Raw genomic sequence first — 22,690 nt, 5'->3', positions numbered from 1 at the left:
CCACCGGAGTCCGCCATGACCCAGGAAACCATCGACCAATATGTACGCAGCGCGCTGGCGCTGGCCGGCTATGCCCTGCGCGAACCGGCCGCGACCGAGGTGGCGCGGCAGTTCACGCGCATCCACGACATCGCTTCGAGCTTCATCGACGAGGCCCTGCCGGTGGAGCTGGAATCGGCCTCGGTGTTCCGCCCGTGAACGGCGCCGTCCTCGACCTGGCGCGGCAGATCCGCAATGGCGAGCGCAGCGCAGGCGCCGTGCTGGAAGCCACGCTGGCGCGCATCCGCGCCGCCGATGCGCGCTACAACTGCTTCACCGCCATCACCGAAACCCGCGCGCGCCAGGAAGCCGCCGCCATCGACGCGCGGCGGGCTCGCGGCGAATCCCTGCCGCCGCTGGCCGGCGTGCCGTACGCGGTCAAGAACCTGTTCGACACCGCCGAAGAGGTGACGCTGGCCGGCGGCCGCGTCAACGCCGCCAATCCGCCCGCGCCGCGCGACGCCACCCTGGTGGCGCGGCTGCGCGATGCCGGCGCCGTGCTGGTGGGCGCGCTCAACATGGACGAGCACGCCTACGGCTTCACCACCGAGAATTCACACTACGGCGCCAGCCGCAACCCGCACGATCCCGCCCGCATCGCCGGCGGTTCCTCGGGCGGCAGCGCGGCGGCGGTGGCCGGCGGCCTGGTGCCGCTGACGCTGGGCTCGGACACCAACGGCTCGATCCGCGTGCCAGCCTCGCTGTGCGGCGTGTTCGGCCTGAAGCCGACCTTCGGCCGCCTGCCGCGCACCGGCTCGTTCCCGTTCGTCGGCAGCCTCGACCACCTGGGCCCGTTCGCGGCCGATACGGCCAGCCTGGCCGCGGTCTACGATGCGCTGCAAGGCGCTGACGATGAAGATGCCGCCTGCGCCCAACGGCCCGTCGAGCCCGCGCTCGCGGATCTGGGCTCGGACCGCCCATTGCGCGTGGCCGTGCTGGGCGGCTACTTCGCGCACTGGGCCGGCGCCGAGGCGCGCCAGGCCGTGCAACTGGCCGCGCGCGCGCTGGCGGCCACGGAGGTCGTCGAACTGGCCAGCGCCGAACAGGCGCGCGCCGCCGCGTTCGTCATCACCGCGGCCGAGGGCGGCGCGCTGCATCGCCGCCGCCTGGTCACGCACTATGACTACTACGAACCCCATTCGCGTGATCGCCTGGTCGCCGGCAGCCTGGTCCCCGCCGCCTGGGTGCAGCAGGCCCAGCGGGTACGCCACCGCGTCTACCGCGAAGCCATGGCGCTGTTCGCGCACTACGACGTGCTGATCGCCCCGGCCACGCCGGTGCCCGCCACCGCCATCGGCACCGAGACCCTGGCCCTGGCCGGCCAGTCACTGCCCGCCCGCGCCAGCATGGGCCTGCTGACGCAGCCGATCTCCTGCCTTGGCCTGCCGGTGTGCGCCGCGCCCACCTGGCCGGGCATCGGCGCCGACGCGCACCTGCCGTTGGGCGTCCAATTGATCGCCGCGCCGTGGCGCGAGGCCGATTGCCTGCTGGCCGCGCGGCGGCTGGAACAGGCGGGCGTTGCCGCCGTTCGTCCCCTCCCCTGACCCGCCACAACCGAGGCCGTCCATGGATTCCGCATTCGCCGTCATCGACACGCCCCGCAGCCTGGCCGATTCCGCCTACGGCACGCTAAAGCGCGACATCCTCGACTTCCGCCTGGCGCCCGGCGACCGCTTCACCGAAACCGAGATCGCCGAGCGCCTGCGCGTCAGCCGCACGCCGGTGCGCGAGGCGCTTTTCCGCCTGGAACGCGAGGGCTACCTGGAAGTGCGCCAGCGCAACGGCTGGCTGGTCAAGCCGCTGGACTTCGACACGCTCGATCATTTCTACGAGCTGCGCAGCGTGCTGGAGATCTCCGCCGTGCAGGCCCTGTGCGCGCCGGGCCAGGTGCCGGATCCGCTGCGCGCGCTGCAGCCGCTGGCGGACGTGTGGCTGGTGGACGGCGCCAACCAGTCGCACGATGGCGAGTGGCTGGCAGCGCTGGACGAGCGCTTTCACACTGACCTGGTGGCCGCCGCCGGCAACCCCGAGATCGCGCGCGTGCATCGCGCCGCCACCGAGCGCATCCGCATCGTGCGGCGGCTGGACTTCACCCAGCCCGAGCGCATTGCCCGCACCTACGCCGAACACGGCGCCATCCTGCAGGCGATCCTGCGGCGTGACGCCGAACAGGCCACCGCGCTGCTGCGCGCCCACATCGGCGACAGCCAGGCCGCCGTGCGCAAGATCACGCTGCACCGGCTGTACGCCAGCCGGCGCGCACAGGCGGCCTAGGCGGCATGGCCGGGCCACGCCACCCGCTGGCGACCGCGTCAGCGCGGCTGCAGCCAGCGGCCCAACCGCCGCGTGACGAACGGAATGCAGACGAACACCATCACCGGCGTCATGGTCACGCTGGTGATCAGCGCGCGCCAGAACACCGGCAAGGCGCTCAGGTGTTCGCTCACCAGCAGCGTGAACGCCAGCAGCACCGGGAAATACGCCAGCCAGATGCTCACGGCCTGCTTCCAGCGCGGCGGCGCGCCCGCGTTGCCCTGCGGACCGAACCAACTGTCCATGCCGCTGACGCGGCGCGCGTGGCTGGCCCGCACCAGCGCGGCGCCGCGTTCGAGCCACATGCGGCGCGGCAACGATTGCTCCCAGCGATTGAGGCTGGCCTCGTCATTGAAGCGCAGCACGATCTGATATTGGTCGCCGCCCTCGGGCGGTTGCAGCACGCCCGAACCGAGAAAACCGGGAAAGCCGGCGGCGAGGATCTCGCCCTGGCGCATCCAGGACAGGAAATCGCTGTAGCGTTCGGGCGCAATGTGCCGGGTGACCAGCATGGTGACCGGGGCGGGAACGGCGGAACTGGACATGGTGAAACTCCTGGAGCGGCGTGCAGCGTGTTATGTGGTGTAAACCCTAGCAAGCCGCGTGCCAGCCTTGCACCGCAGCATCCCCCCGCGGACAGGGCGATCCGCCTATGCCACGGCGGAATTTGCGCACCGCAACACACCCCATATTGGTGATTACCCTGAATCAAGCACCATCGTGGTGCATTCAACACGGAGCATGCCCCGCAACATGGACATCAACCTGCCCGCCGTCGTCGCCGAGGTCACCGTGGCTTTCGCGCGCTATGAAGCCGCCCTGGTCAACAACCAGGTCGACGTGCTCGACGAGCTGTTCTGGGACAGCCCTCATACGCTGCGCTATGGCGCCGGCGAGAACCTCTACGGCTACGACGCCATCCGCGCCTTCCGCGCCGGCCGTTCGCCGCAAGGCCTGGCGCGCCGCGTGCTGCGCACCGCCATCACCACCTATGGCCACGACTTCGCCACCACCAACATCGAATTCCAGCGCGACGGCAGCGACCGCATTGGTCGCCAGAGCCAGACCTGGATGCGCACGCCGCAAGGCTGGCGCGTGGTGTCGGCGCACGTCAGCCTGATGAGTCCATAACCTTATGGGCTCGCCGCCATTGAGCCGTCATGAGGACAGGTCTACACTGGGCTTTCCCCCGACCCAGGAGCCCCGCCTCATGAGCACCTACAAGATCGCCGTCTTTGTCGGCAGCCTGCGCGCCGCATCGATCAACCTGCGCCTGGCGCGCGCGCTGGAAAAACTGGTTCCCGCGGACTTCAAGTTCGACTACGTCAGCCTGGGCGACGTGCCGCTGTACAACCAGGACAACGAGAACAACCTGCCCGCGCCCGCGGCCAAGCTCAAGCAGCAGATCCTCGATGCCCAGGGCATCCTGTTCGTCTCGCCCGAGCACAACCGCTCGGTGCCCGCCGCCATCAAGAACGCCATCGACTGGGGCACCCGTCCGTGGGGCCAGAATTCGTGGGCCGGCAAGGCCGTGGGCATCCTGGGCACCTCGCCCAGCGCCGCCGGCACCGCCCTCATGCAGCAGCACCTGCGCAACATACTGGCCGCCGAAGGCGCCAACGCCCTGACCACGCCGGAAGTCTTCCTGCAGTACACCGATGGCCTGGTCGACGACCAGTACAACATCACCAACGAAGGCACGCGCAAGTTCCTGCAAGGCTGGATCGACCGCTACGTCGACTGGGTCAAGAAGTTCAACGCCTGATTGCCGCCGCTGCCGGGCCAAGGGCGCCTGCCCGCCCGGCAACCGATCGCCCGTCTACCTCCGGGCGATCACGCCCCCCGCCAAGCCGGGGGGCTTTTTTTGTGGATAAAGCGCCTCCGCTCCCAAATAATTCCCTTCCCCTCACCTCAGCAGGCGACAAGCCCCCTGCCCACCAACACCGCCCCAAAAAATAGCCGCCCGGCCGCCCGAAGGCCGGGCAGCCCCCTCGGGGGGCAGCAAGCGCACGCAGTGCGCGCCGCGTGGGGCCAACAATATCCCCGCCAACTGTGGAGAAGCTTGAGGACAGGTGTGGGGCAGGTGCGAAAAAGCCTGTCATGCCAGGCACTTGCGAGTGCCGATCAAAAAATGCGCAATCGACCGTTTGGCCGATTTCCAGGACACTTATCCACCGCCCTGCGGACGCATCCCGCGCCTGCCGCAAGCATCCGCGCCGCCATGTGCATTTGTCCCAGCATTCTGTGGACAAGCATGAGGACAGGATGAGGGCAGCTCGGCTTTTCCCTTGCACATCAAGCACCTGCAAGGGCTGGTCAAGAAAGGCCCAGGGCGGCCCGAAAAGGCTTCGGGTTGTCCCCGGGAAATGTGGATAAGGCTGAGGACAGCCTGCGGGCAGCCGCAAAAATCCCTTTACCGCCAAGGCCTTGCGCCAGGCGGGCAATAAACGCTCAGGCGCCGTGCGCCGGCCGCGCCAGCTACGTGATGCGCCGCGCCCGCGCGCCCCGTCTCGCATTTGTCCCCACCGGATGTGGACAAACCTCTGAACAGTCTCATGACAAGCCGAAAAAAATCTTATCCGACAAGCACTTGCAAGGACCGCTCAAAAAAGGAGCAGCGCCGCGGACGCGTCGCGCCCGCCGCGTCAATGCCGGGCGCTCGCCATCGCGCCTCGGCGGCGCTAGACGTCGCCATCCTCCAGCCGCATGCCGATCTTCAGGCCGACCTGCCAGTGCGCCACCTTGCCGTCCTTGATGTGGCCGCGCACCTCGGTGACCTCGAACCAATCCAGGTGGCGTAGCGTTTCGGACGCGCGTTCGATGGCCTTGCTGATCGCATCGTCGGTGGACTTGGTGGACGAGCCCACCAGTTCGATCTGCTTGTAGACATGATTCGACATGGCTTGTCTCCTTTGAGGGGGAAGCGTTGCGAATCGTCGGCCGCGCGCGGGGTTCCGGCGCTTACGACCGGCAATCCATTCGAACACACAGGATACCGCGTGGGGCATAGAGTGGTGTTACGAGTTCCGTCGGCGCGGCCTCGCCCACGTCGCGGTCTCGCTTCTGAAACGCAAGCCAGGAGGTTGTCATGCCTGAACGGAAAACGCTGCAACGCGCCGCGCGCGACAAGAAGCAAGGCAAGTCCCCATCCACCCAAGCGGGCGAATTCGTGCGCGAGGAAATCGACCACGTGCGCGAAGGCAAGCACGGCGTGCGCTCGACCAAGCAGGCCATCGCCATCGGCCTGTCGAAGGCGCGCCGCGCCGGCGTCGACCTGCCCTCGCCCAAGAAGGCCCGCGCGGCCACCCGCCGCAAGGCCAAGCAGGACAGCGAGGCGGCGCACGACGGCCATGCAAAATCCGCCACGCGCGCCCGCGCCACCACCCGCGCCCTCAAGCGTGAAAGCGCCAAGCCGGCGTCCAAGTCCGCCCTGTCGCGCCATGCGTCCAAGACGGCCAGCCGGCGCACGGCGGCGGATCGTTCGGCCGCCGCGAAAAAGGCCGCCGCCACCAAGGGCGCGGCGGGACGCTCGGCCGCCGCCAAGAAAGCCGCGCGCACCCGCGCCGCCAACCGCGCCGCCGCCCATCACTGAGCGGCGCGGCGGTCACGGCGTGGCGCCGGCCTCGAACTCGCGCAGGCGCGCCTGCAGGAATTCACGCAGGCGCTTGACCGCGGGCGACAGCAGCATGCGGTGCACGCACAGCAGGTACAGCGGCGACGGTTCGCCGATGTAGTCGGGCAAGGCCTGCACCAGCCGCCCGGCGCGCAGATCGGCCAGCACGTCGTAGCGCGACTTGTAGGCCACGCCGTGGCCGGCCAGCGCCCAGCGCCGCACCAGGTCGCCGTCGTCGCCGACGCGGTCGCCCTTGACCGCCACGGTCACGGCGTCGCCCTCGTGCTCGAAGGCCCAGCGATCATGCAGGGACTCGCCCAGCACGAAGCACAGGCAGTTGTGGCGGCGCAGGTCGGCGGGAGTGCGCGGCATGCCGTGGCGCGCGAAATAGGCCGGCGCGGCGCACACGACGCGGCGGTTGTGCTCGCCCAGCGGCAGCGCCACCAGGCCCGAATCGCCGGGCGTGCCGTAGCGCAGCGCGATATCGACCGGCTGCCGGTACAGGTCGGCCAGGCGGTCGCTGATGCGCACCTGGAAGTTCACGCGCGGATGGCGCTGCTGGAATTCGTCCAGCCAGGGCAGCAGCACATGGCGGCCCAGGTCCGACGGAATCGACAGCGACAGCGTGCCGGAGATCGCCGCCTTGTCGCGCGCCAGCGCGCTCTGGCCGGCCTGCAGGCTCGACAGCGCGGCGCGCGCGTATTCCAGGTAGCGCTCGCCGTCGCCGGTCAGCCGCAGGCTGCGCGTCGAGCGCACGAACAGGCGGGTTTCGAGCGACAGTTCGAGCCGCTTGAGCGCGGCGCTGGCGACCGCCGGCGTCAGGTCCAGCTCGCGCGCGGCAGCCGAAAAACTGCCGTGATCCGCCGCCGCCACAAAGATGCGCAGGTCTTCAAATCGAACCATGAAGGGCTCATTTTCAAAAATTCATTGAAACTGAGTCCGATGCTAGCCGGTTTTTCCGCACCCGCCACTGGGTAATGATGGCGTCACCCCCACGCTTTTGGAGTCCCCCATGAAAATCGAACTCGACGGCAAGAAGGCCCTGGTCACCGGCTCATCCGGCGGCATCGGCCTGGCCATCGCCCAGGGCCTGGCCGAGGCCGGCGCCCAGGTCGTGCTGCACGGCCGCAACGCCGACAAGCTCAAGCAGGCCGCCGATGCCGTCGCGCGCCAGCATCCGGGCGCCCAGGTCCACACCGTGCAGGCCGACCTGTCCACCGCCGACGGCGCCGCCTCGATCTGCGCCGCCCATCCCGACGTCGACATCCTGGTCAACAACGCCGGCTACTTCGCGCCCAAGTCCTTCACCGAAATCACCGACGACGACTGGCGCTACATGCTCGACACCAACGTCATGAGCGGCGTGCGCCTGTCGCGCTATTACCTGCCGCGCATGCTGGCCGCCGACTGGGGCCGCATCGTCTTCATCTCCAGCGAATCGGCGCTGCACATTCCCGCCGAGATGATCCATTACGGCGTCAGCAAGACCGCGCTGCTGGGCGTCTCGCGCGGCCTGGCGGAGCTGACCGCCGGCAGCGGCGTGACCGTCAACGCCGTGCTGCCCGGCCCGACGCGCTCCGAAGGCGTGGTCGACTTCTTCGCCGAAATGGCCAGGGAACAAGGCCTGCCGCAAGAACAGATGGAACGCGACTTCATCGCCCAGCATCGTCCCAGCTCGCTGCTGCGCCGGCTGGCGACGGTGGAGGAAGTGGCCAACATGGTCGTCTACACCTGCTCGCGCCAGTCCTCGGCCACCAACGGCGCCGCCCTGCGCGTCGATGGCGGCGTGGTCCGCACCATCGCCTGATCCCTTTTTCCCGTTACGAGATCCCCCATGAAAGCCATCGCCTACTTCCAGAACCTGCCCGCCACCGATACGCAATCGCTGCAGGAAATCACCGCGCCCGAGCCCGTGCCCGGCGACCACGACCTGCTGGTCGAAGTCAAAGCCATTTCCGTCAACCCGGTGGACGTGAAGATCCGCGCCAACCGCAAGCCGAAGGACGGCCAGCCCGAGGTCATCGGCTGGGACGCCGCCGGCATCGTGCGCGCCGTGGGCGCCAAGACCAGCCTGTTCGCGCCCGGCGACCGCGTCTGGTACGCCGGCGCCCTGACCCGCCCCGGCGCCAACAGCGAACTGCACGTGGTCGACGAGCGCATCGTCGGCCGCATGCCGCAGAGCCTGGATTTCGCCCAGGCCGCCGCGCTGCCGCTGACCACCATCACCGCCTGGGAACTGCTGTTCGACCGCCTGCGCGTGCTGGACAACGCCGCGCCCAGCCAGGGCTCCCTGTTGGTGGTCGGCGCGGCCGGCGGCGTCGGCTCGATCCTGGTGCAACTGGCGCGCCAGTTGACCGGCCTGACCATCATCGGCACCGCCTCGCGGCCCGAGACCCAGGCCTGGGTCACCGAGCTGGGCGCGCATCACGTCATCGACCACACCCGCCCGCTGGCCGAGGAGCTCAAGCGCATCGGCCATCCGCAGGTCAGCTTCATCGCCGGCCTGACCCAGACCGACCAGCATTTCCCGCAACTGGCCGAAGCCATCGCGCCGCAGGGCAGGATCGCGCTGATCGACGATCCGTCCGCCATCGACGTGCGCCTGCTCAAGGGCAAGTCGGCCTCGCTGCACTGGGAATTCATGTTCGCCCGGCCGCTGCACAACACGCCCGACCTGATCGCCCAGCACGAGCTGTTGAACCAGGCCGCGCGGCTGATCGACAACGGCACCCTGCGCACCACGCTGGGCGAGCACTACGGCCGCATCAACGCCGAAAACCTGCGCCGCGCCCACGCCTTCATCGAGAGCGGCAAGGCGCGCGGCAAGGTGGTGCTGGAAGGCTTCTGACCCGCCCCCGCCCGTTCCGACGAAAAAAACGGGACGGGCGTCTCGCATTACAGCGGAGAAAGCGGTAAAAACTCGACTGCGCGACGCGGGCTGCCAGCCCGCCGCCGCGCTTTCGGGAGTTGGCTCTGATTTCTCACCTGTTCGACCAAGCGCTGGAACCCATGCTCTGGGGCATGGTGGCGGTCGCCTTGCTGATGCTGCGGCTGGTGCCGCTGCAGGGCTGGAAGGCCGTCATCGTCGCCGGCATCACCGCCGGGCTGGTGTTCGACACCATCCAGTTCCGCGTCGGTCCGCCGCGCCTGTGGGACGCGCTGGTGCTGGGCTCGATCCTGGCCGCGCTGCTGGTGGCCGCGGTGCAGGAACTGCTGGTGCTGCTGCGGCGGCGTCTGCGCGCGGCGCGCTCGCGGGCTCGCGCCTGACGCCTGCCCCGACCGGCTCAGGCCGCGCGCAGCCCGGGCAGCACCAGGTCGTCGACCTGATAGGTGTGGAATTCGCTGGTCGATACCGCATCGAGCTTGCGGAATTTCTCCACGAACACCGGATCGGAAAAGAACTCATCGACCTTTCCCGCCCCCGAGATCGCCTCGATGTTCACCACGGTCTTGCCGTCCGTGCTCTTGGCCAGGTTGCTCCAGAGAAAGCCAGGCTTGGTGCGCGCGACGTAATGCACCACGTCCTGGATAGCGCGGAAGGCGTCCTCCTGCCGGCCTGGGTGGGCATGGATCACATTGACGATGAATACCGTGCCATCCGGCGCGGGCTTGAAGGCGGCTGAATCGGGAAAGGCCATGTCGGCTCCTGTGGTGAAAAACAGGCAACACTATGGCCCGGCCCGGTGCCGTGAAAAAGAGGCCGGCGGGCGCGAGAGTGCGGACATAGCCGTCCGCAATCGCGCCGCCTCCTTGCCCGGCCTGCCGGCCCGGATCAGGCGTTTCCGTCGCGCTTGGCGCGAGCGTGCGGGTCGCGGATTTCCTCTTCCAGTTGCGCGATCAGCCAGTCGAACCAGCCGTTCTCGGTGCGCGCGTAGACCACCGCCGCCGGAATCTTGCCTTCGCGCCAGCCCGGCTGGTGCGCGTCCATCCAGGCCGACAGGCTCTTGTGCGGCGCCAGCAGGCCCGACAGCCACGACCAGACGTAGTCGGGCACGGCGCGGCGAAAGCCCTTGGCGCTGGCATAGATGGTCGGCTCCAGCGGCAGGCTGCCCGAACGGGCCAGCCTGGCCTGCACCCGGCGCAGCGTCTCGGCCGCCGCCTGCAATTGTTCGGTGCTGAGCTTTTTCACGTAACGACTCCTGGATTGGGTTTTGCCGGATTATCGCCGGAGCGTCCGACCGTTGCCAGCGGCATGGCCGCCGGCCTCAACGCGCGCCGCGCGGCAGCCGCAGCGCCAGCAACAGCGTCGCGCTGAAGCGCTCTCCCGGCGCCAGCACCTGCAGGCCGGCGCGAGTCTCGCCCGCCGCCGCCAGGTTGAAGGCATCGGCCACGTTGGTCACCGGCTCCACGCACAGGAAATCAGCGCCCGGCGCGGTGTAGACCACCAGGTGCGCAAAGGCCGCATCGGCGTGCAACGCCAGTTCGTGCCCGTCCGGCCAGTGCAGCGTGGCGCGTCCGCCCCATTGCGACAGATAGGTATCGCAACCCTCGGCCGACTGGCCCAGCTCGCGCACATGGACCGTCTTGCTGGCGCCGGGCAGGCCGTCGGCGTCGGCCGGCCAGATGCGCCGCGCATGCAACGCCACCCGCGGCGCGGTGAAATACGGATGGATGCCGCAGCCAAACGGCATCGGCGTCTCGCCCTGGTTGATCATCAGCAGCGTCAGCGACAGCCCGCGCGAATCCAGCCGATAGCGCTGCACGCACTCATACGGCCACGGCCAGCCCAGCACGCCGGCCGGCTGTTGCAGCACCAGGTCGACCGCGTCATCGGCCAGGTGGCGCACCTGCCAGGGCTGGTACAGGCCGCCGCCATGGATCGCCTGCGGCCGACCGGGCAGCGATTCCAGCACATGCCGCGCGCCCGCGAAGGTGAACACCCCGTCGCGCACCCGGTTCGAGTAGGGCGTCAGCGGATACGACCCGGCGCGCGGCCATTGCGCCGGCGGCCAGCCGTTCTCGACCAGCGGCACGATCCAGTCATGCTCGCCCGTCGACAGGCGGGTCAGGCGCCCGCCCCCGCCCGGCGCGAACTCGGCGCGGTGGGAACCGTGGGCGATGGTCACGCGTTCGCTGGCATCCAGCGTGGCGGGAAAGGGTAAATCAGGCATCGGGCGCTCCCGCGGCGCTGCGAACGGCCGCGTGGCGCCATTGTGCATGGCGCGGTCCGGCGCCAGCAAGTCGCGCGCGCCGGAACCCGCATCAGGCGGCGGGCGTTGGCGGCGGCGTTTGCGGCAGGCATCCCAGCCCGCGCAGCGTCGCCGCCACCGCCTCGTCCAGCGGCGTATGCGGTTCGGCGCCCAGCACGCCGACCAGGCGCGTGTTGTCCATGCGCAGCGGCTGGCGCCACAGGTACCGCATCTCCATCATCTCGCGCAGCGTCTCCGAGAACGGCGCCGCCAGCCGCAGCAGCCACCATGGAAACGCGCCCACCCGCGGCTCGGCCCCGTGGCGGCGCGCCACCCGCACGATCGCCGCGGCCATCCGCGTGCCGTCCACATCCCAATGCCCAGCCATGTGGAACGCCGCGAACGGCGCCAGCGCTTCGCGCCGCGCCAGCAGCTCGACCAGCGCCCGGCCCACGTCCGGCAGGTAGTTCCATTGATGCCCCACGCCCGGCGCGCCCGGCACGCTGACCCGCGTCAACGGCCGGCCCGGTTTGACCAGCGCCTGCGAGAACCAGTTGTTGCCGGCGCCAGGCCCGAAGAAATCGCCGGCCCGCAGCACCACGGCGCGCGCGCCATGCGCGCTGGCGACCTGCAGGCGGCGTTCGAGCTCCACCCGGATCGCGCCCTTGCGCGTCAACGGATGCTGCGGCGAGGTCTCGCGCAGCAGTACAGAGGCGTCCGGTCCGTAGTTGTAGATCGTGCCCGGCAGCACGATGGTCGCGCCCTGGGCGGTCGCCACCGCGATGGTGTTGTCGATCATCGGCAGCACCAACTCGCCCCAGCGGCGGTAGCCGGGCGGATTGACCGCATGCACGATCACCTCGCATCCCAGCGCCGCCCGCGCCACGTCCTGGCGGTTCATGGCGTCGCCGCGCAGCCACGTCATGCCGTCGCGCTGCGCCGTTTCCGTCGCCAGCCCGCGCGCCAGGGCACGGATGCCCCAACCGGCGTCACGCAACTGGCGCGCCGCCTCCCCGCCCACCCCGCCGGTGGCGCCCAATACCAGCGCGGTGCCCGGCCGGCCCGATTCGATCGTCGTCATGGTCATCTCCCGTGAATCCATGGCGATCATTCTGGCGCTGGCGCTGCACAAAATAAATTGCCGAACCCAGCCTCGCAGCTATACATTTATGCATGACCAAACCGATCGGCTGGGAACTCTACCGCAGCTTTCTCGCCGTGCTCGCCGAGGGCTCGCTGTCAGGCGCCGCGCGCGCGCTCGGCATCACCCAGCCCACGGTGGGCCGCCACATCGCGACGCTCGAGCGCGCGCTCGGGCAGGTTCTGTTCACCCGCTCGCAGACCGGCCTGCTGGCCACCGACGCCGCGCAGTCGCTGCGCGGCTATGCCGAGGCCATGCACAGCCACGCCGCCGCCCTGGAACGCGCGGCCGCCGCGCAAGGCCCCGGCGTCGCCGGCACCGTGCGGGTCTCGGCCAGCGAAGTCATCGGCATCGAAGTGCTGCCCCCGGCGCTCGCGCGCCTGCGCCAGGAACACCCGCGCCTGACCGTCGAACTGGCGCCCACCAACCGCGTGCAGAACCTGCTGCTGCGCGAGGCCGACATCGCCGTGCGCATGGCCCCGCCCAGGCAGGAACAACTGATCGCGCGCCCGGTCGGCCACGTCGAGATCGGTCTGTACGCCCGCAAGGATTATCTGCGCCGCTGCGGCACGCCCACCGCGCCGGCCGACCTGACCGGCCACGCCCTGATCGGCTACGACACCGAGACGCCGTTCCTGCGCGGCGCCAGCAAGCGCTTTCCGATCCCCTGGGTCCGCGACCGCTTCGCCCTGCGCGCCGACAGCGACCTGGCGCAACTGGCGCTGATCCGGGCCGGCGCCGGCATCGGCGTGTGCCAGGTGGCGCTCGCGCGCCGCGACAAACAGTTGGTGCGCTTGCTGCCGGAGCAGGCCGCTTTCAAGCTGGAAACCTGGATCACCATGCACGAAGACCTGCGCGCCAGCCCCCGCTGCAAGGCGGTCTTCGACGCGCTGGTGGCATGTCTGCTGGCCCACACCGGCGCGGCCGGCTAGCGCCCCCCGCGCGGCATGCCGGCAGCGGTGCGACATACCCAGCGGGACTCGGTCCGACGTTCAGATATACTGTTCATCCATACAGTCATCCGACCGCAAGGGAACCCCGCCCCATGACCAGTCTGATCAACTCCCCGCCCAGCCGCAGCATCTGGCTCAGCGCCTTTCCGCGACTGTCCGGCGTCAAGAACGGCGACTACCTGCCGCTGGACCGCCTGTGCGAAGCCACCGGCCTCGAAGGCGGCCAGAAGCTGCGCGAGGTCCTGGCCGCCGCCGAACGCGACGGCCTGCTGCTGATCGACCGCGGCGCCACGCCCGCCAGCTACCGCGCCACCTACGCGCTCGAGCGCCAGGTCACGCTGTTCGCGGCCGACTAGGAGCCGTTCCATGGCAGCGCTTCGCCCCGGCGCCGCCCCCAAGCGAGTGCTAACCATCCCTTGCAATGCTGTTACATCTGGGGAAATAGAATTTTCCCCAATGCAACCTACGGAGAAAAACATGCAAGAAGACACCGCCAAGCCCGAACCCACCCGCCGCCGCTGGCCTTTCGGCTACGGCCAGGAAGGCTGAACGGCGCTTCGCCTTCCCCGGGGGACGTGTACGCGGCGCGCCGCGCGCAGGTTGTCACAGGCAGCGGGAATCGCTAGTATCCGCGCAGACCCACCGAGCCTTCGCCATGCCCCTGGACACCGCCCACCTCATCACCGACCCCGCCGCCCTGCAGGCCCTGTATGGCGAACCGGGCGAAGCCTCCCTGAAGAAGGAAGTGGACCACGTCCACCCGCACTATCGCGCCTTCATCGAGGCCGCGCCGTTCGCGGCGCTGGCCACCTCGGGCCCGGACGGTCTGGATGTGTCGCCGCGCGGCGATCCCGCCGGTTTCGTCGTGGTCGAAGATGAAAAAACCCTGCTGCTGCCGGACCGGCGCGGCAACAATCGCATCGACAGCCTGCGCAACATCCTGGCCGAGCCGCGCGTGGCGCTGCTGTTCCTGATTCCCGGCGTCAACGAAACGCTGCGCGTGAACGGCACCGCGCGCATCAGCGTCGACCCGGCGCTGCTGCAACGGTTCGAGATGGACGGCAAGCAGCCGCGCTCGGTCCTGATCGTCGACGTGCAGAAAGTGTTCTTCCAATGCTCGCGCGCCCTGCTGCGCTCGCGGCTGTGGGACCCCGCCACCCAGATCCCGCGCGCGGCGCTGCCCAGCGTCGGCCGCATGCTGTCCGACCTGACCGCTGGCACCTTCGATGGCGCGGCCTACGACCGCGACCTGCCGGCGCGCGTGGCCAGCACGTTGTACTGATACGCGCGGTTCCATGAGCCTCGTCGGCATTTTCGTGCTGGTCCACGGCATCGTCCTGCTGCCCTTCCTGGCCTGAAGGTTCCCGCGCCGGGCAACCCGGCCGGGCGACGCCGCGCCACCCTCCGCCTCCGCTCCCCCGCCCCGCCCCGGCCCGATACAATCACGGGCATGAATTCCGCAACACAGACCACCGCCGCCGAGGCCCACGCGGGCCACACCCCCATGATGCAGCAATACCTCCGCCTGAAAGCGGAGGCCGGCCCCTTGCTGCTGTTCTACCGCATGGGCGACTTCTATGAAATGTTCTATGAAGACGCGGAACGCGGCGCGCGGCTGCTCAACCTGACGTTGACCAAGCGCGGCTCGTCCAACGGCACGCCCATCCCCATGGCCGGGTTGCCGGTGCACGCGATGGAACAGTACCTGGCGCGGCTGGTGGCGATGGGCGAGTCCGTCGCCATCTGCGAACAGATCGGCGATCCCGCGGCCTCCAAGGGCCCGGTCGAGCGCCGCATCGTGCGCATCGTCACCCCCGGCACGTTGACCGACGACGCGCTGCTGCCGGCCAAGGCCGACCGCGCGCTGGCCGCGGTTTTCGTCACCGGCAACGCCCGCGCGCCGCGCGCCGGGCTGGCCTGGCTGAACCTGGCCAGCGGCGACTTCCGCGTCACCGAATGCGCGCCGGCGCAGCTCGAATCCGAACTGCACCGCATCGCGCCGGCCGAAATCGTCTGCGCCGACAGCGCCGAATTCGACTTCCCGTTCGAAGGCGCGCGTTCGCGCGTGCCCGACTGGCACTTCGAAAGCGACGGCGCCCGCGCGCACCTGCTGGCGCACTTCAAGACCGACACGCTGGCGGGCTTCGACATCGAAGACATGCCGGCCGGCATCTGCGCCGCCGGCGCGCTGCTGCGCTACGCCGCCCGCACCCAGTCGCAGGCGCTGGCGCACGTGCAGAGCCTGTCGGCCGAGCGCCCCGGCCAGTTCGTGCTGCTCGATCCGGTCACGCGCCGCAACCTCGAACTGACGCAGACGCTGTCGGGCGAGGATTCGCCCACGCTGTTCTCGCTGCTGGACGGCTGCCGCACGCCCATGGGCAGCCGCCTGCTGCGCCGCTGGCTGCACCATCCGCTGCGCGACAACGCGCCGGCCCAGGCCCGCCAGCATGCCATCTCGACGCTGCTGGCCGGCCGCATGGACGTCGAACAGACCTTCGGTTCGGCCGGCCTGCTGGAGACGCTGCGCGGCGCGCTCAACGCCTTCCCCGACATCGAACGCATCGCCGCGCGGCTGGCGCTGCGCTCGGTGCGCCCGCGCGAACTGGCCAGCCTGCGCGACGCGCTGCAAGCCCTGCCGGCGCTGCGCGACCTGGTCGCGCCGATGGCCGCCTCGCCGCGCCTGAACGACCTGGTCTCGCACCTGTCGGTGGACCCGGCGCTGGCCGCCCTGCTGATGCGCGCCATCGCCCCCGAACCGGCCGTGGCGATCCGCGACGGCGGCGTGCTGGCCACGGGCTTCGACGCCGAACTCGACGAACTGCGCGCCCTGGCCGCCGACGGCGGCGACTTCCTGGTGCAACTGGAAGCGCGCGAACGCGAGCGCACCGGCATCAGCAACCTGCGCGTCGAATTCAACCGCGTGCACGGCTTCTACATCGAGGTCACCAAGGGCCAGACCGCCAAGGTGCCCGAAGACTACCGCCGCCGCCAGACGCTCAAGAACGCCGAACGCTACATCACCCCGGAACTCAAGACCTGGGAAGACAAGGTGCTGTCGGCGCAGGACCGCTCGCTGGCGCGCGAGAAATGGCTGTTCGAGCAACTGCTGGACGTGCTGGCCGAACACGTGCGCCCGCTGTCCGATTGCGCCGGCGCGCTGGCCGAACTCGACACGCTGGCGGCATTGGCCGAGCACGCGCGGCGCCACGACTGGATCGCCCCCGAACTGTCCGAGCAGGCCGACATCGACATCGACGCCGGCCGCCATCCGGTGGTCGAGCAGGCCATCGAGCGCTTCACGCCCAACGGTTGCCGCCTCGATCCGGCGCGCCGCATGCTGCTCATCACCGGCCCCAACATGGGCGGTAAATCGACCTACATGCGACAGGTGGCGTTGATCGTGCTACTGGCGCGCATCGGCAGCTTCGTGCCGGCGGCGCGCGCCCGCGTCGGCCGCATCGACCGCATCTTCACCCGCATCGGCGCCGCCGACGATCTGGCCGGCGGACGCTCGACCTTCATGATGGAGATGACCGAAGCCGCCGCCATTCTCGCGGCCAGCACGCCCAACAGCCTGGTGCTGATGGACGAGATCGGCCGCGGCACCTCCACCTACGACGGCCTGGCGCTGGCCTGGGCCATCGCCTGCCGCCTGCTGGCGCACAACCGCGCCCTGACGCTGTTCGCCACCCACTACTTCGAACTGACGCGCCTGCCGGCCGAACAACCGGCTTCCGCCAACGTGCATCTGGCCGCGGCCGAGTCGGCCGGCGGCATCGTGTTCCTGCACGAAGTGCGCGAAGGCCCGGCCAGCCGCAGCTACGGGATCCAGGTGGCGCAGCGCGCCGGCGTGCCCGCCGCCGTGATCCGCCAGGCCACCCGCGAACTCGAACGGCTCGAGGCGCAAGGCGCGCCCACGCCGCAGCTCGGCCTGTTCTCGGCCGCGGCCGACGCCGACGCGCAGGCCTATGCCGAAGCCGATCGCGCCGACGCCATCGAGGCGCTGGACACGCTGCGCGAGGAACTCGCCGGCATCGACCCCGACAGCCTGACCCCGCGCGAAGCGCTGGACGCCCTCTACCGCCTGAAGAAGCACCTGCAATGAACCTCGACCATCCCCTGCCGCTGCTGGGCAACCAGAGCCCCAACGACTTCATGCGCCGCTACTGGCAGAAGAAGCCGCTGCTGATCCGCCAGGCCATCCCGGATTTCAAGCCGCCGGTCACCATCGCCGCGATCAAGAAGCTGGCGCGCCGCGACGACGTCGAATCGCGCCTGATCTGGCGCGAGAACGGCGAATGGCAGATGGAAAACGGCCCCTTCGCCCGCCTGCCCAAGGACAACGAAGGCGACTGGACCCTGCTGGTGCAAAGCGTCGACCTGCACAGCGACGCCGCGGCCGAGCTGATGCAGCAGTTCCGCTTCATCCCCGACGCGCGGCTCGATGACGTGATGATCAGCATCGCCAGCCACGGCGGCGGCGTCGGCCCGCACTTCGACAGCTATGACGTGTTCCTGCTGCAGGCGGCCGGCGAGCGCGAATGGCGCTACGGCCGCCAGAAGGACCTGTCGCTCGAACCCGGCCTGCCGCTCAAGATCCTCAGCCATTTCCAGCCCGAGGAACAGGCCGTGCTGGCGCCGGGCGACATGCTTTACCTGCCGCCGCAGGCCGCGCACGACGGCATCGCCGCCGGCGACGGCTGCATGACCATCTCCATCGGTTTCCGCGCCCCCACGCAGGCCACGCTGGCGCGCGGCCTGCTCGAGGCCGCCGCCGACCAGGTGATGGCGCGCGTCGGCCTGCTGGGCGGCCCCTACGGCGAGCCGGCGCTGCCCGGCCCCAAGCTGTCGGCTGTCTACCGTGATCCGGCCCAGGCCGCCGTGGCCACGCCGGCGCAGGTGCCGGATGCGCTGGTGCAGGCCACGCTCGACACCGTCAGCAAGCTGCGTTTCGACGACGCGCTGGCGTCGCGCTTCCTGGGCTGCTGGCTGACCGAGCCGAGCAACCTCAGTGTGTTCGACGGCCCCGAGGGCCTGGACGTGGATCTGGAAGAAGACTGGCCCGCCAGCGGCAGGCTGGTGCTGGATCGCCGCAGCCGCATGCTCTATCGCGGCAAGCAGCTCTTCATCAACGGCGAAACCGCCATGACGCCGGCCGCGCCCGCGCTCTGCAAGCTGGCCGACGCGCGCAGCCTGGACTGCGCCGATCCGGCCTGCGCCCGCCTGTCCGACGAAGCCCGCTCATGCCTGGCGGACTGGCTGGATTCCGGCTGGATCCATTACGTCGCCTCGTAGTATCCGGAAACCTGCGCGTATCCGTCTTGCACAGAACGCAATGAGGTCTATGCGCAGGGTCACATAAAGCAAGACATCACACCGCGCGGAAAGGTTTGTTGCCGTTGGGATGCGACCTTTTTAACTTTCACACTCGCATCGCTTACGGCTTCCTGTAGCCTGGATCCTGGTTTCCCCTGACGGGGTTTCAAGAGTCGTCATCTACAGGAGTCTAAAAATGATGAGCAAAACCTTGATTATTGCCTCGGTGCTGGCGGTCTCGCTCAGCGCGTGCAACAAGAAGGAAGATGCCCCGGCGCCCGCGAACAACCCCACGCCGGGCGCCACCGCCCCGGCGCCCTCGAGCACGCCGCCGGCCACCTCGCCGGCCCCGGCCCCGACGCCTGGCACCACGCCTGGCGGCGGTTCGAACACCCCGGGCGGCTCGACCACCCCCGCGTCCTGATCAGCGAACAACCCCCGCGCTGATCACGGCAAGCAGAAACCCCGGCCCCGCGCCGGGGTTTTTGTTTGTGCGCCGCCGGGCGCCGTTCCTGCGCGTGCCGCCGCCGCGGCATACCCCCCCCCCGCGCGCAAAGAAAAAGGCCCGCGAAGGGCCTTTTCCGGAGCCGTGCGGGCGCCGTGGCGCCCGCCGGAATACGCGGCAATTACATCTTGTCCTTCAGCACGCTCAGCAGGCGCTGGGCGGTGGCGCTGTTGTCGCGTTCGCCCTTGGCGTCCAGCACCGTGACGGTGGTCTGTTCGCCGCTGCCGACCAGGTGGATGCGGTACTGCGGCGCCTCGGCCTTCTTGTCGCCCGAGAACATGCGGCTGAAGAAGCCCGGCTGGTCGATCTTCTCGCCCGTGTCGGTGTCGACGTAGCGCACGAAGTAGTCGCCGGCCGAACGATCGCGATCGTCCACCGAGAAGCCGCCGCCGTCCAGCGCCACGCCGACACGGCGCCAGGCGCGGTCGAACGATTCGCTGACGATCAGGGCCGCGCCCTGCGCGCGGACGTCCTGCTGCACCGTCGGCTTCTGCGGCGCGGCTTCCGCCTGCTGCACCAGCTTGCGGGCGTTGTCGACGTCGGTGCCCAGGTAGACCATCATGCGCGCCAGCATGGCGGCGTTCAGGCCCGGGTCTTCCTTGCCGTTCTGCCACTGCACTTGCGAGCCGTCGCTGCCGACGCGCTTTTCCAGCATCTGGCGATGGCTGACGTAGATTTCGGTGTGGCCGTTGACGCGTTCGACGCGGGTGCGGAATTTCTCGCGCTCGCCGCTGTCCCAGGCCGATTCCAGCACCGCGCCCAGGGCCTGGCGCAGCCAGCTTTCCGGGATCTTGGCGCGGTTTTCCGCCCAATCGGTCTCGATCAGGCCGGCGGCCGGATTGTTGCTGGCGACGGTGAAGCCGTTTTCGGTCCAGAAGTCGACCAGGCGCGGGAACACGTCCTCGGGCGCGCGGTCGACCACCAGCCAGCGCAGGTCGCCGTCGCGCTCGACGCGCATGTCCTGGCGGCCGGGCAGCACGTTGCTGGCCTTGGGCGCGCTGGCCTGGGCCTGGCCCTGCTGCTGGAATTGCGAATAGGTGGTCGAGCCCGACGCCGGCGCGCGGTAGCGCGGATCGCTGGCGGCCTGGGTCAGGTCGGGCGGGATGCTCAGCGGCTCGCCACGTTGCGTGACGGCGCTTTTGTAATTGACGGATTCTTCATTGCCCAGGAATTGGTTGACCTCGCTGCAGCCGGCCAACAACACCAGAGACATCAATGCCGACAAACCGGCATGACGCTTGTTCATACGTATCCTCACGATATTTAGAGCAGGCCCGTTTCCTGGAGCGCGCGACGCACCGTTTCGTGGTGCGACGCGCCCAGTTCCACCAGCGGCAACCGGTAGCCCAGCGCGGTGCGGCCCATTTCGGCCAGCGCCCACTTGACGGGAATAGGATTGGCTTCAACGAACAAAGCCTTGTTCAGACGGGCCAGGCGCGCATTAAGTTCACGCACCTTCGGCACGTTGCCCGCCAGGGCGGCGGCACACAAGTCACGCATGAGCTTGGGCGCGACGTTGGCGGTGACGGAGATGTTGCCGCGCGCGCCCAGCAGGATCAGGGCGGCCGCGGTGGGGTCATCGCCGCTGAACACCTGGAAGCTGGCCGGCGCCTCGCGCAGCAGCAGGCCGCCGCGCCCGATGTCGCCGGTGGCGTCCTTGATGCCGATGATGCCCGGCACCTGCGCCAGGCGCAGCACCGTTTCGTTGCTCATGTCGGCCACGGTGCGGCCCGGCACGTTGTACAGGATGGTCGGCAGGTCGACGGCTTCCGCGATGGCGCGGAAGTGACGGTACAGGCCTTCCTGCGACGGCTTGTTGTAGTACGGCACCACCGACAGGCCGGCCTGCGCGCCCACCGCCTTGGCGTGGCGCGTGAGGTGGATGGCTTCGTCGGTGGAGTTGGCGCCCACGCCCGCGATGACCGGGATGCGGCCGGCGGCATGCTCGACCGCCACGCGGATCAGTTCCGCATGCTCTTCCATGGAGACCGTCGGCGACTCCCCGGTGGTGCCCACCACCACCAGCGCATCGGTTCCTTCCTGGATGTGCCAGTCGATCAACGACCGGTAGGCGGCGTAGTCTAGGCTGCCATCGGGCTGCATCGGGGTGACGAGGGCCACCATGCTGCCCTGGAAATTAACGCCTGCGGCGGTTGCAGGGGATGCCATAAATGAGGGGCTCCAGAGCCCCGTGGCGGGATGCCCCAGGGCCAGAATCAGTGAAACCGCTGAGTTTAACGGATATTGGCCAAAATCCTAGAGGAACCACTGAACGATCGTCGTTCCCAAAGCCAATACCGGACGCATCAATATCCAGAGCACATCGGTCACCAGCAGCACCACCACGATCACCAGCCCATACGGCTCGATTTTCGAGTATTGCCAGGCCAGCCGGTTGGGCAGCAGGCTGAAAAGGATGCGTCCCCCATCCAGCGGCGGAATCGGCAGCAGGTTCAGGGCCATCAGCACCAGGTTGACCTGCACGCCGGCCATCGCCATCTCGAACCAGAAGCTTTCCTGCATGCCGGTTTCGAGGAACAGGCGCAGCGAAAACACCCACAGGATCGCCATCAGCAGATTGGCGGCGGGACCGGCCAGCGCCACCCACAGCATGTCCTTTTTGGGACGGCGCAGGCGGCCGAAATCCACCGGCACCGGCTTGGCCCAGCCGAACAGCATGCCCGGGCTGCCCAGCAGCTTGGAAGTCAGCAGGATCACAGCCGGCACCAGCAGCGTGCCGATCGGGTCGATGTGGCGCGCCGGGTTCAGGCTGATGCGGCCCGCCTGGTAGGCGGTCGGATCGCCGAACATGCGCGCGACGTAGCCGTGCGCCGCCTCGTGCAGGGTGATGGCGAAGATAACCGGTATCGCGTAGACCGCGATCGTCTGGATGATGTCATTCATGGCGAAGCGGATTGTAGAGGAGCGGCGTGACGAACAGTGCGGCGACATGCACAGCGGCGCCAGCCCTGCCCCGCGCCGGCGACGACCGGCGGCGCGCGCCGCCGCGCGAACGGATGGTCAGCCGTTTCAGGCCAGGCCCAGCGTGGCCGGATCGCCGCGCCCCACCCGCACCACGACGGGGTCGTCGCCGGTCAGGTCGATCACGGTGGTCGGCGAATGCGGGCAAGCGCCCGCGTCGATGATAGCCGCCAGCTCGTGGTCGTAACGCTCGCGGATGGCCTCGGCGTCATTCAGCGCGTCGGACTCGCCCTTCGGGATCAGCGTGGTGGACAACAGCGGCGCGCCCATCTGTTCGAGCAGGCCCAGCATCACGGCATGGTCCGGCACGCGGATGCCGATGGTCTTGCGCGACGGGTGCGAGACGCGCCGCGGCACTTCCTTGGTGGCTTCCAGGATGAAGGTCCAGGGCCCCGGCGTGGCGGCCTTGAGCAGGCGGTACTGGCGGTTGTCCACGCGCGCGAAGTGGCCGATCTCGGCCAGGTCGCGGCACAGCAGCGTGAGATGATGGCGATCGTCCAGGCCGCGCAGGCGGCGCAGGCCGTCGGCGGCGTTCTTGTCGTCCAGGCGCGCGACCACCGCGTAGCTGGAATCGGTGGGCACCGCCACCAGCCCCCCGTCGTTCAGCCATTGGGCGGCCTGCTTGAGCAGGCGCGGTTGGGGATTCGCGGGGTGGATATCTAAATGAAGGGCCATGGGATTATCCTAACACTCTTGAAG

At 69.2% G+C, this 22,690-nt stretch carries 26 protein-coding genes; 15 read left to right on the top strand and 11 right to left on the bottom strand.

The window, feature by feature from the left end; genetic code table 11:
- Positions 1–15 precede the first annotated feature (15 nt).
- Genes SB816_RS28870 through SB816_RS28860 form a run of 3 tightly spaced genes read left to right on the top strand, consistent with a single transcriptional unit; the run spans position 16 to position 2,313 of the window.
- Entirely contained in the window at positions 16–198 is a 183-nt protein-coding gene (locus tag SB816_RS28870) for a DUF4089 domain-containing protein (RefSeq protein ID WP_049072902.1), read from the top strand.
- On the top strand, positions 195–1,583 hold the full coding sequence (locus SB816_RS28865) for an AtzE family amidohydrolase (protein WP_064524208.1): 1,389 nt from the start codon (positions 195–197) through the stop codon (positions 1,581–1,583). The genes SB816_RS28870 and SB816_RS28865 overlap by 4 nt, the downstream gene beginning before the upstream one ends.
- Positions 1,584–1,605: 22 nt before the next feature.
- Complete coding sequence (locus tag SB816_RS28860) at positions 1,606–2,313, top strand: GntR family transcriptional regulator (RefSeq protein ID WP_054503113.1); 708 nt, start codon at positions 1,606–1,608, stop codon at positions 2,311–2,313.
- A gap of 38 nt (positions 2,314–2,351) precedes the next feature.
- Here SB816_RS28860 and SB816_RS28855 read toward each other — a convergent pair whose 3' ends face one another.
- Positions 2,352–2,897: an antibiotic biosynthesis monooxygenase gene (locus SB816_RS28855; protein ID WP_054503114.1), complete on the bottom strand. Its 546-nt coding sequence runs from the start codon at positions 2,895–2,897 to the stop codon at positions 2,352–2,354.
- A gap of 208 nt (positions 2,898–3,105) precedes the next feature.
- Here SB816_RS28855 and hpxZ point away from each other — a divergent pair, with 208 nt between their 5' ends.
- Positions 3,106–3,483: an oxalurate catabolism protein HpxZ gene (gene hpxZ / locus SB816_RS28850; RefSeq protein ID WP_410547924.1), complete on the top strand. Its 378-nt coding sequence runs from the start codon at positions 3,106–3,108 to the stop codon at positions 3,481–3,483.
- A 79-nt stretch (positions 3,484–3,562) separates the two neighbouring features.
- Positions 3,563–4,117: an NADPH-dependent FMN reductase gene (locus tag SB816_RS28845; protein ID WP_049072898.1), complete on the top strand. Its 555-nt coding sequence runs from the start codon at positions 3,563–3,565 to the stop codon at positions 4,115–4,117.
- Positions 4,118–5,033: 916 nt separating this feature from the next.
- On the opposite strand, the gene SB816_RS28840 is transcribed toward SB816_RS28845, so the two are convergent.
- Positions 5,034–5,252, bottom strand: a complete 219-nt coding sequence (locus SB816_RS28840) for a dodecin (RefSeq protein ID WP_006386517.1) — start codon at positions 5,250–5,252, stop codon at positions 5,034–5,036.
- Between the two features lie 188 nt (positions 5,253–5,440).
- Here SB816_RS28840 and SB816_RS28835 point away from each other — a divergent pair, with 188 nt between their 5' ends.
- The gene (locus tag SB816_RS28835) at positions 5,441–5,944 is read left to right on the top strand and encodes a DUF6496 domain-containing protein (RefSeq protein WP_410547913.1); all 504 of its coding nucleotides are present in this window, start codon (positions 5,441–5,443) and stop codon (positions 5,942–5,944) included.
- A 12-nt stretch (positions 5,945–5,956) separates the two neighbouring features.
- Here the strand turns inward: SB816_RS28835 and SB816_RS28830 are convergent, their stop codons facing one another.
- A complete protein-coding gene (locus SB816_RS28830; RefSeq protein WP_410547912.1) occupies positions 5,957–6,868 on the bottom strand; it encodes a LysR family transcriptional regulator in 912 nt (303 codons plus the stop codon).
- A 109-nt stretch (positions 6,869–6,977) separates the two neighbouring features.
- On the opposite strand from SB816_RS28830, the gene SB816_RS28825 reads away from it, so the two are divergent.
- From SB816_RS28825 to SB816_RS28815, 3 genes are all read left to right on the top strand, one after another.
- Positions 6,978–7,772, top strand: coding sequence for an SDR family NAD(P)-dependent oxidoreductase (locus tag SB816_RS28825; RefSeq protein ID WP_054486626.1), 795 nt, complete (start codon positions 6,978–6,980; stop codon positions 7,770–7,772).
- A 27-nt stretch (positions 7,773–7,799) separates the two neighbouring features.
- Positions 7,800–8,813: a zinc-binding alcohol dehydrogenase family protein gene (locus SB816_RS28820; protein WP_410547911.1), complete on the top strand. Its 1,014-nt coding sequence runs from the start codon at positions 7,800–7,802 to the stop codon at positions 8,811–8,813.
- A gap of 119 nt (positions 8,814–8,932) precedes the next feature.
- Complete coding sequence (locus SB816_RS28815; RefSeq protein WP_231132909.1) at positions 8,933–9,232, top strand: hypothetical protein; 300 nt, start codon at positions 8,933–8,935, stop codon at positions 9,230–9,232.
- Positions 9,233–9,249: 17 nt separating this feature from the next.
- Here the strand turns inward: SB816_RS28815 and SB816_RS28810 are convergent, their stop codons facing one another.
- The 4 genes from SB816_RS28810 to SB816_RS28795 all read right to left on the bottom strand — a co-directional run bounded on the left by SB816_RS28810 (position 9,250) and on the right by SB816_RS28795 (position 12,175).
- Positions 9,250–9,603: an antibiotic biosynthesis monooxygenase gene (locus SB816_RS28810; protein ID WP_054503118.1), complete on the bottom strand. Its 354-nt coding sequence runs from the start codon at positions 9,601–9,603 to the stop codon at positions 9,250–9,252.
- A gap of 134 nt (positions 9,604–9,737) precedes the next feature.
- Complete coding sequence (locus tag SB816_RS28805; RefSeq protein ID WP_054503119.1) at positions 9,738–10,094, bottom strand: hypothetical protein; 357 nt, start codon at positions 10,092–10,094, stop codon at positions 9,738–9,740.
- A 76-nt stretch (positions 10,095–10,170) separates the two neighbouring features.
- On the bottom strand, positions 10,171–11,076 hold the full coding sequence (locus tag SB816_RS28800) for an aldose 1-epimerase (protein ID WP_410547910.1): 906 nt from the start codon (positions 11,074–11,076) through the stop codon (positions 10,171–10,173).
- A 91-nt stretch (positions 11,077–11,167) separates the two neighbouring features.
- Positions 11,168–12,175: an NAD-dependent epimerase/dehydratase family protein gene (locus SB816_RS28795; RefSeq protein WP_054503304.1), complete on the bottom strand. Its 1,008-nt coding sequence runs from the start codon at positions 12,173–12,175 to the stop codon at positions 11,168–11,170.
- 92 nt (positions 12,176–12,267) lie between these two features.
- Here SB816_RS28795 and SB816_RS28790 point away from each other — a divergent pair, with 92 nt between their 5' ends.
- The 6 genes from SB816_RS28790 to SB816_RS28765 all read left to right on the top strand — a co-directional run bounded on the left by SB816_RS28790 (position 12,268) and on the right by SB816_RS28765 (position 18,928).
- Positions 12,268–13,167, top strand: a complete 900-nt coding sequence (locus SB816_RS28790) for a LysR family transcriptional regulator (RefSeq protein WP_054503120.1) — start codon at positions 12,268–12,270, stop codon at positions 13,165–13,167.
- A gap of 113 nt (positions 13,168–13,280) precedes the next feature.
- A complete protein-coding gene (locus SB816_RS28785; RefSeq protein WP_054503121.1) occupies positions 13,281–13,544 on the top strand; it encodes a hypothetical protein in 264 nt (87 codons plus the stop codon).
- Between the two features lie 299 nt (positions 13,545–13,843).
- Positions 13,844–14,470 carry a pyridoxamine 5'-phosphate oxidase family protein gene (locus SB816_RS28780; protein WP_054503122.1) on the top strand — a complete coding sequence of 209 codons (627 nt, stop codon included), beginning with the start codon at positions 13,844–13,846 and terminating at the stop codon, positions 14,468–14,470.
- Between the two features lie 168 nt (positions 14,471–14,638).
- On the top strand, positions 14,639–17,293 hold the full coding sequence (mutS, locus tag SB816_RS28775) for a DNA mismatch repair protein MutS (RefSeq protein ID WP_254604003.1): 2,655 nt from the start codon (positions 14,639–14,641) through the stop codon (positions 17,291–17,293).
- Positions 17,290–18,483 carry a cupin domain-containing protein gene (locus tag SB816_RS28770; RefSeq protein WP_054503124.1) on the top strand — a complete coding sequence of 398 codons (1,194 nt, stop codon included), beginning with the start codon at positions 17,290–17,292 and terminating at the stop codon, positions 18,481–18,483. The genes mutS and SB816_RS28770 overlap by 4 nt, the downstream gene beginning before the upstream one ends.
- A gap of 217 nt (positions 18,484–18,700) precedes the next feature.
- Positions 18,701–18,928 carry an endopeptidase gene (locus tag SB816_RS28765; protein WP_081273424.1) on the top strand — a complete coding sequence of 76 codons (228 nt, stop codon included), beginning with the start codon at positions 18,701–18,703 and terminating at the stop codon, positions 18,926–18,928.
- A gap of 202 nt (positions 18,929–19,130) precedes the next feature.
- On the opposite strand, the gene bamC is transcribed toward SB816_RS28765, so the two are convergent.
- The 4 genes from bamC to SB816_RS28745 all read right to left on the bottom strand — a co-directional run bounded on the left by bamC (position 19,131) and on the right by SB816_RS28745 (position 22,666).
- Positions 19,131–20,255 carry an outer membrane protein assembly factor BamC gene (bamC, locus tag SB816_RS28760; protein ID WP_054503125.1) on the bottom strand — a complete coding sequence of 375 codons (1,125 nt, stop codon included), beginning with the start codon at positions 20,253–20,255 and terminating at the stop codon, positions 19,131–19,133.
- Between the two features lie 17 nt (positions 20,256–20,272).
- Positions 20,273–21,178 (bottom strand): 4-hydroxy-tetrahydrodipicolinate synthase, encoded by a 906-nt coding sequence (gene dapA, locus SB816_RS28755; RefSeq protein WP_116792007.1) that lies wholly within the window; start codon positions 21,176–21,178, stop codon positions 20,273–20,275.
- 87 nt (positions 21,179–21,265) lie between these two features.
- Positions 21,266–21,913, bottom strand: a complete 648-nt coding sequence (locus tag SB816_RS28750; RefSeq protein ID WP_054503127.1) for a site-2 protease family protein — start codon at positions 21,911–21,913, stop codon at positions 21,266–21,268.
- Positions 21,914–22,039: 126 nt separating this feature from the next.
- Complete coding sequence (locus tag SB816_RS28745) at positions 22,040–22,666, bottom strand: L-threonylcarbamoyladenylate synthase (RefSeq protein WP_054503128.1); 627 nt, start codon at positions 22,664–22,666, stop codon at positions 22,040–22,042.
- Positions 22,667–22,690 lie beyond the last annotated feature (24 nt).

Origin of the sequence: Achromobacter sp. SIMBA_011, from assembly GCF_046535435.1 — a bacterium.
GTDB lineage: Bacteria > Pseudomonadota > Gammaproteobacteria > Burkholderiales > Burkholderiaceae_B > Achromobacter > Achromobacter dolens.
The sequence above is the reverse complement of the archived record's forward strand: the minus strand, read 5'-3'. Positions and strand labels throughout refer to the sequence as shown.

What these genes read in the sequence shown, in the direction of transcription:
- SB816_RS28870 (WP_049072902.1), top strand. Translation starts at nt 16, where the DNA reads ATGACCCAGGAAACCATCGACCAATATGTACGCAGCGCGCTGGCGCTG.
- SB816_RS28860 (WP_054503113.1), top strand. Translation starts at nt 1,606, where the DNA reads ATGGATTCCGCATTCGCCGTCATCGACACGCCCCGCAGCCTGGCCGAT.
- SB816_RS28855 (WP_054503114.1), bottom strand. Translation starts at nt 2,897, where the DNA reads ATGTCCAGTTCCGCCGTTCCCGCCCCGGTCACCATGCTGGTCACCCGG.
- hpxZ (WP_410547924.1), top strand. Translation starts at nt 3,106, where the DNA reads ATGGACATCAACCTGCCCGCCGTCGTCGCCGAGGTCACCGTGGCTTTC.
- SB816_RS28845 (WP_049072898.1), top strand. Translation starts at nt 3,563, where the DNA reads ATGAGCACCTACAAGATCGCCGTCTTTGTCGGCAGCCTGCGCGCCGCA.
- SB816_RS28840 (WP_006386517.1), bottom strand. Translation starts at nt 5,252, where the DNA reads ATGTCGAATCATGTCTACAAGCAGATCGAACTGGTGGGCTCGTCCACC.
- SB816_RS28835 (WP_410547913.1), top strand. Translation starts at nt 5,441, where the DNA reads ATGCCTGAACGGAAAACGCTGCAACGCGCCGCGCGCGACAAGAAGCAA.
- SB816_RS28830 (WP_410547912.1), bottom strand. Translation starts at nt 6,868, where the DNA reads ATGGTTCGATTTGAAGACCTGCGCATCTTTGTGGCGGCGGCGGATCAC.
- SB816_RS28825 (WP_054486626.1), top strand. Translation starts at nt 6,978, where the DNA reads ATGAAAATCGAACTCGACGGCAAGAAGGCCCTGGTCACCGGCTCATCC.
- SB816_RS28820 (WP_410547911.1), top strand. Translation starts at nt 7,800, where the DNA reads ATGAAAGCCATCGCCTACTTCCAGAACCTGCCCGCCACCGATACGCAA.
- SB816_RS28810 (WP_054503118.1), bottom strand. Translation starts at nt 9,603, where the DNA reads ATGGCCTTTCCCGATTCAGCCGCCTTCAAGCCCGCGCCGGATGGCACG.
- SB816_RS28800 (WP_410547910.1), bottom strand. Translation starts at nt 11,076, where the DNA reads ATGCCTGATTTACCCTTTCCCGCCACGCTGGATGCCAGCGAACGCGTG.
- SB816_RS28795 (WP_054503304.1), bottom strand. Translation starts at nt 12,175, where the DNA reads ATGACGACGATCGAATCGGGCCGGCCGGGCACCGCGCTGGTATTGGGC.
- SB816_RS28790 (WP_054503120.1), top strand. Translation starts at nt 12,268, where the DNA reads ATGACCAAACCGATCGGCTGGGAACTCTACCGCAGCTTTCTCGCCGTG.
- SB816_RS28785 (WP_054503121.1), top strand. Translation starts at nt 13,281, where the DNA reads ATGACCAGTCTGATCAACTCCCCGCCCAGCCGCAGCATCTGGCTCAGC.
- SB816_RS28780 (WP_054503122.1), top strand. Translation starts at nt 13,844, where the DNA reads ATGCCCCTGGACACCGCCCACCTCATCACCGACCCCGCCGCCCTGCAG.
- mutS (WP_254604003.1), top strand. Translation starts at nt 14,639, where the DNA reads ATGAATTCCGCAACACAGACCACCGCCGCCGAGGCCCACGCGGGCCAC.
- SB816_RS28770 (WP_054503124.1), top strand. Translation starts at nt 17,290, where the DNA reads ATGAACCTCGACCATCCCCTGCCGCTGCTGGGCAACCAGAGCCCCAAC.
- SB816_RS28765 (WP_081273424.1), top strand. Translation starts at nt 18,701, where the DNA reads ATGATGAGCAAAACCTTGATTATTGCCTCGGTGCTGGCGGTCTCGCTC.
- bamC (WP_054503125.1), bottom strand. Translation starts at nt 20,255, where the DNA reads ATGAACAAGCGTCATGCCGGTTTGTCGGCATTGATGTCTCTGGTGTTG.
- dapA (WP_116792007.1), bottom strand. Translation starts at nt 21,178, where the DNA reads ATGGCATCCCCTGCAACCGCCGCAGGCGTTAATTTCCAGGGCAGCATG.
- SB816_RS28750 (WP_054503127.1), bottom strand. Translation starts at nt 21,913, where the DNA reads ATGAATGACATCATCCAGACGATCGCGGTCTACGCGATACCGGTTATC.
- SB816_RS28745 (WP_054503128.1), bottom strand. Translation starts at nt 22,666, where the DNA reads ATGGCCCTTCATTTAGATATCCACCCCGCGAATCCCCAACCGCGCCTG.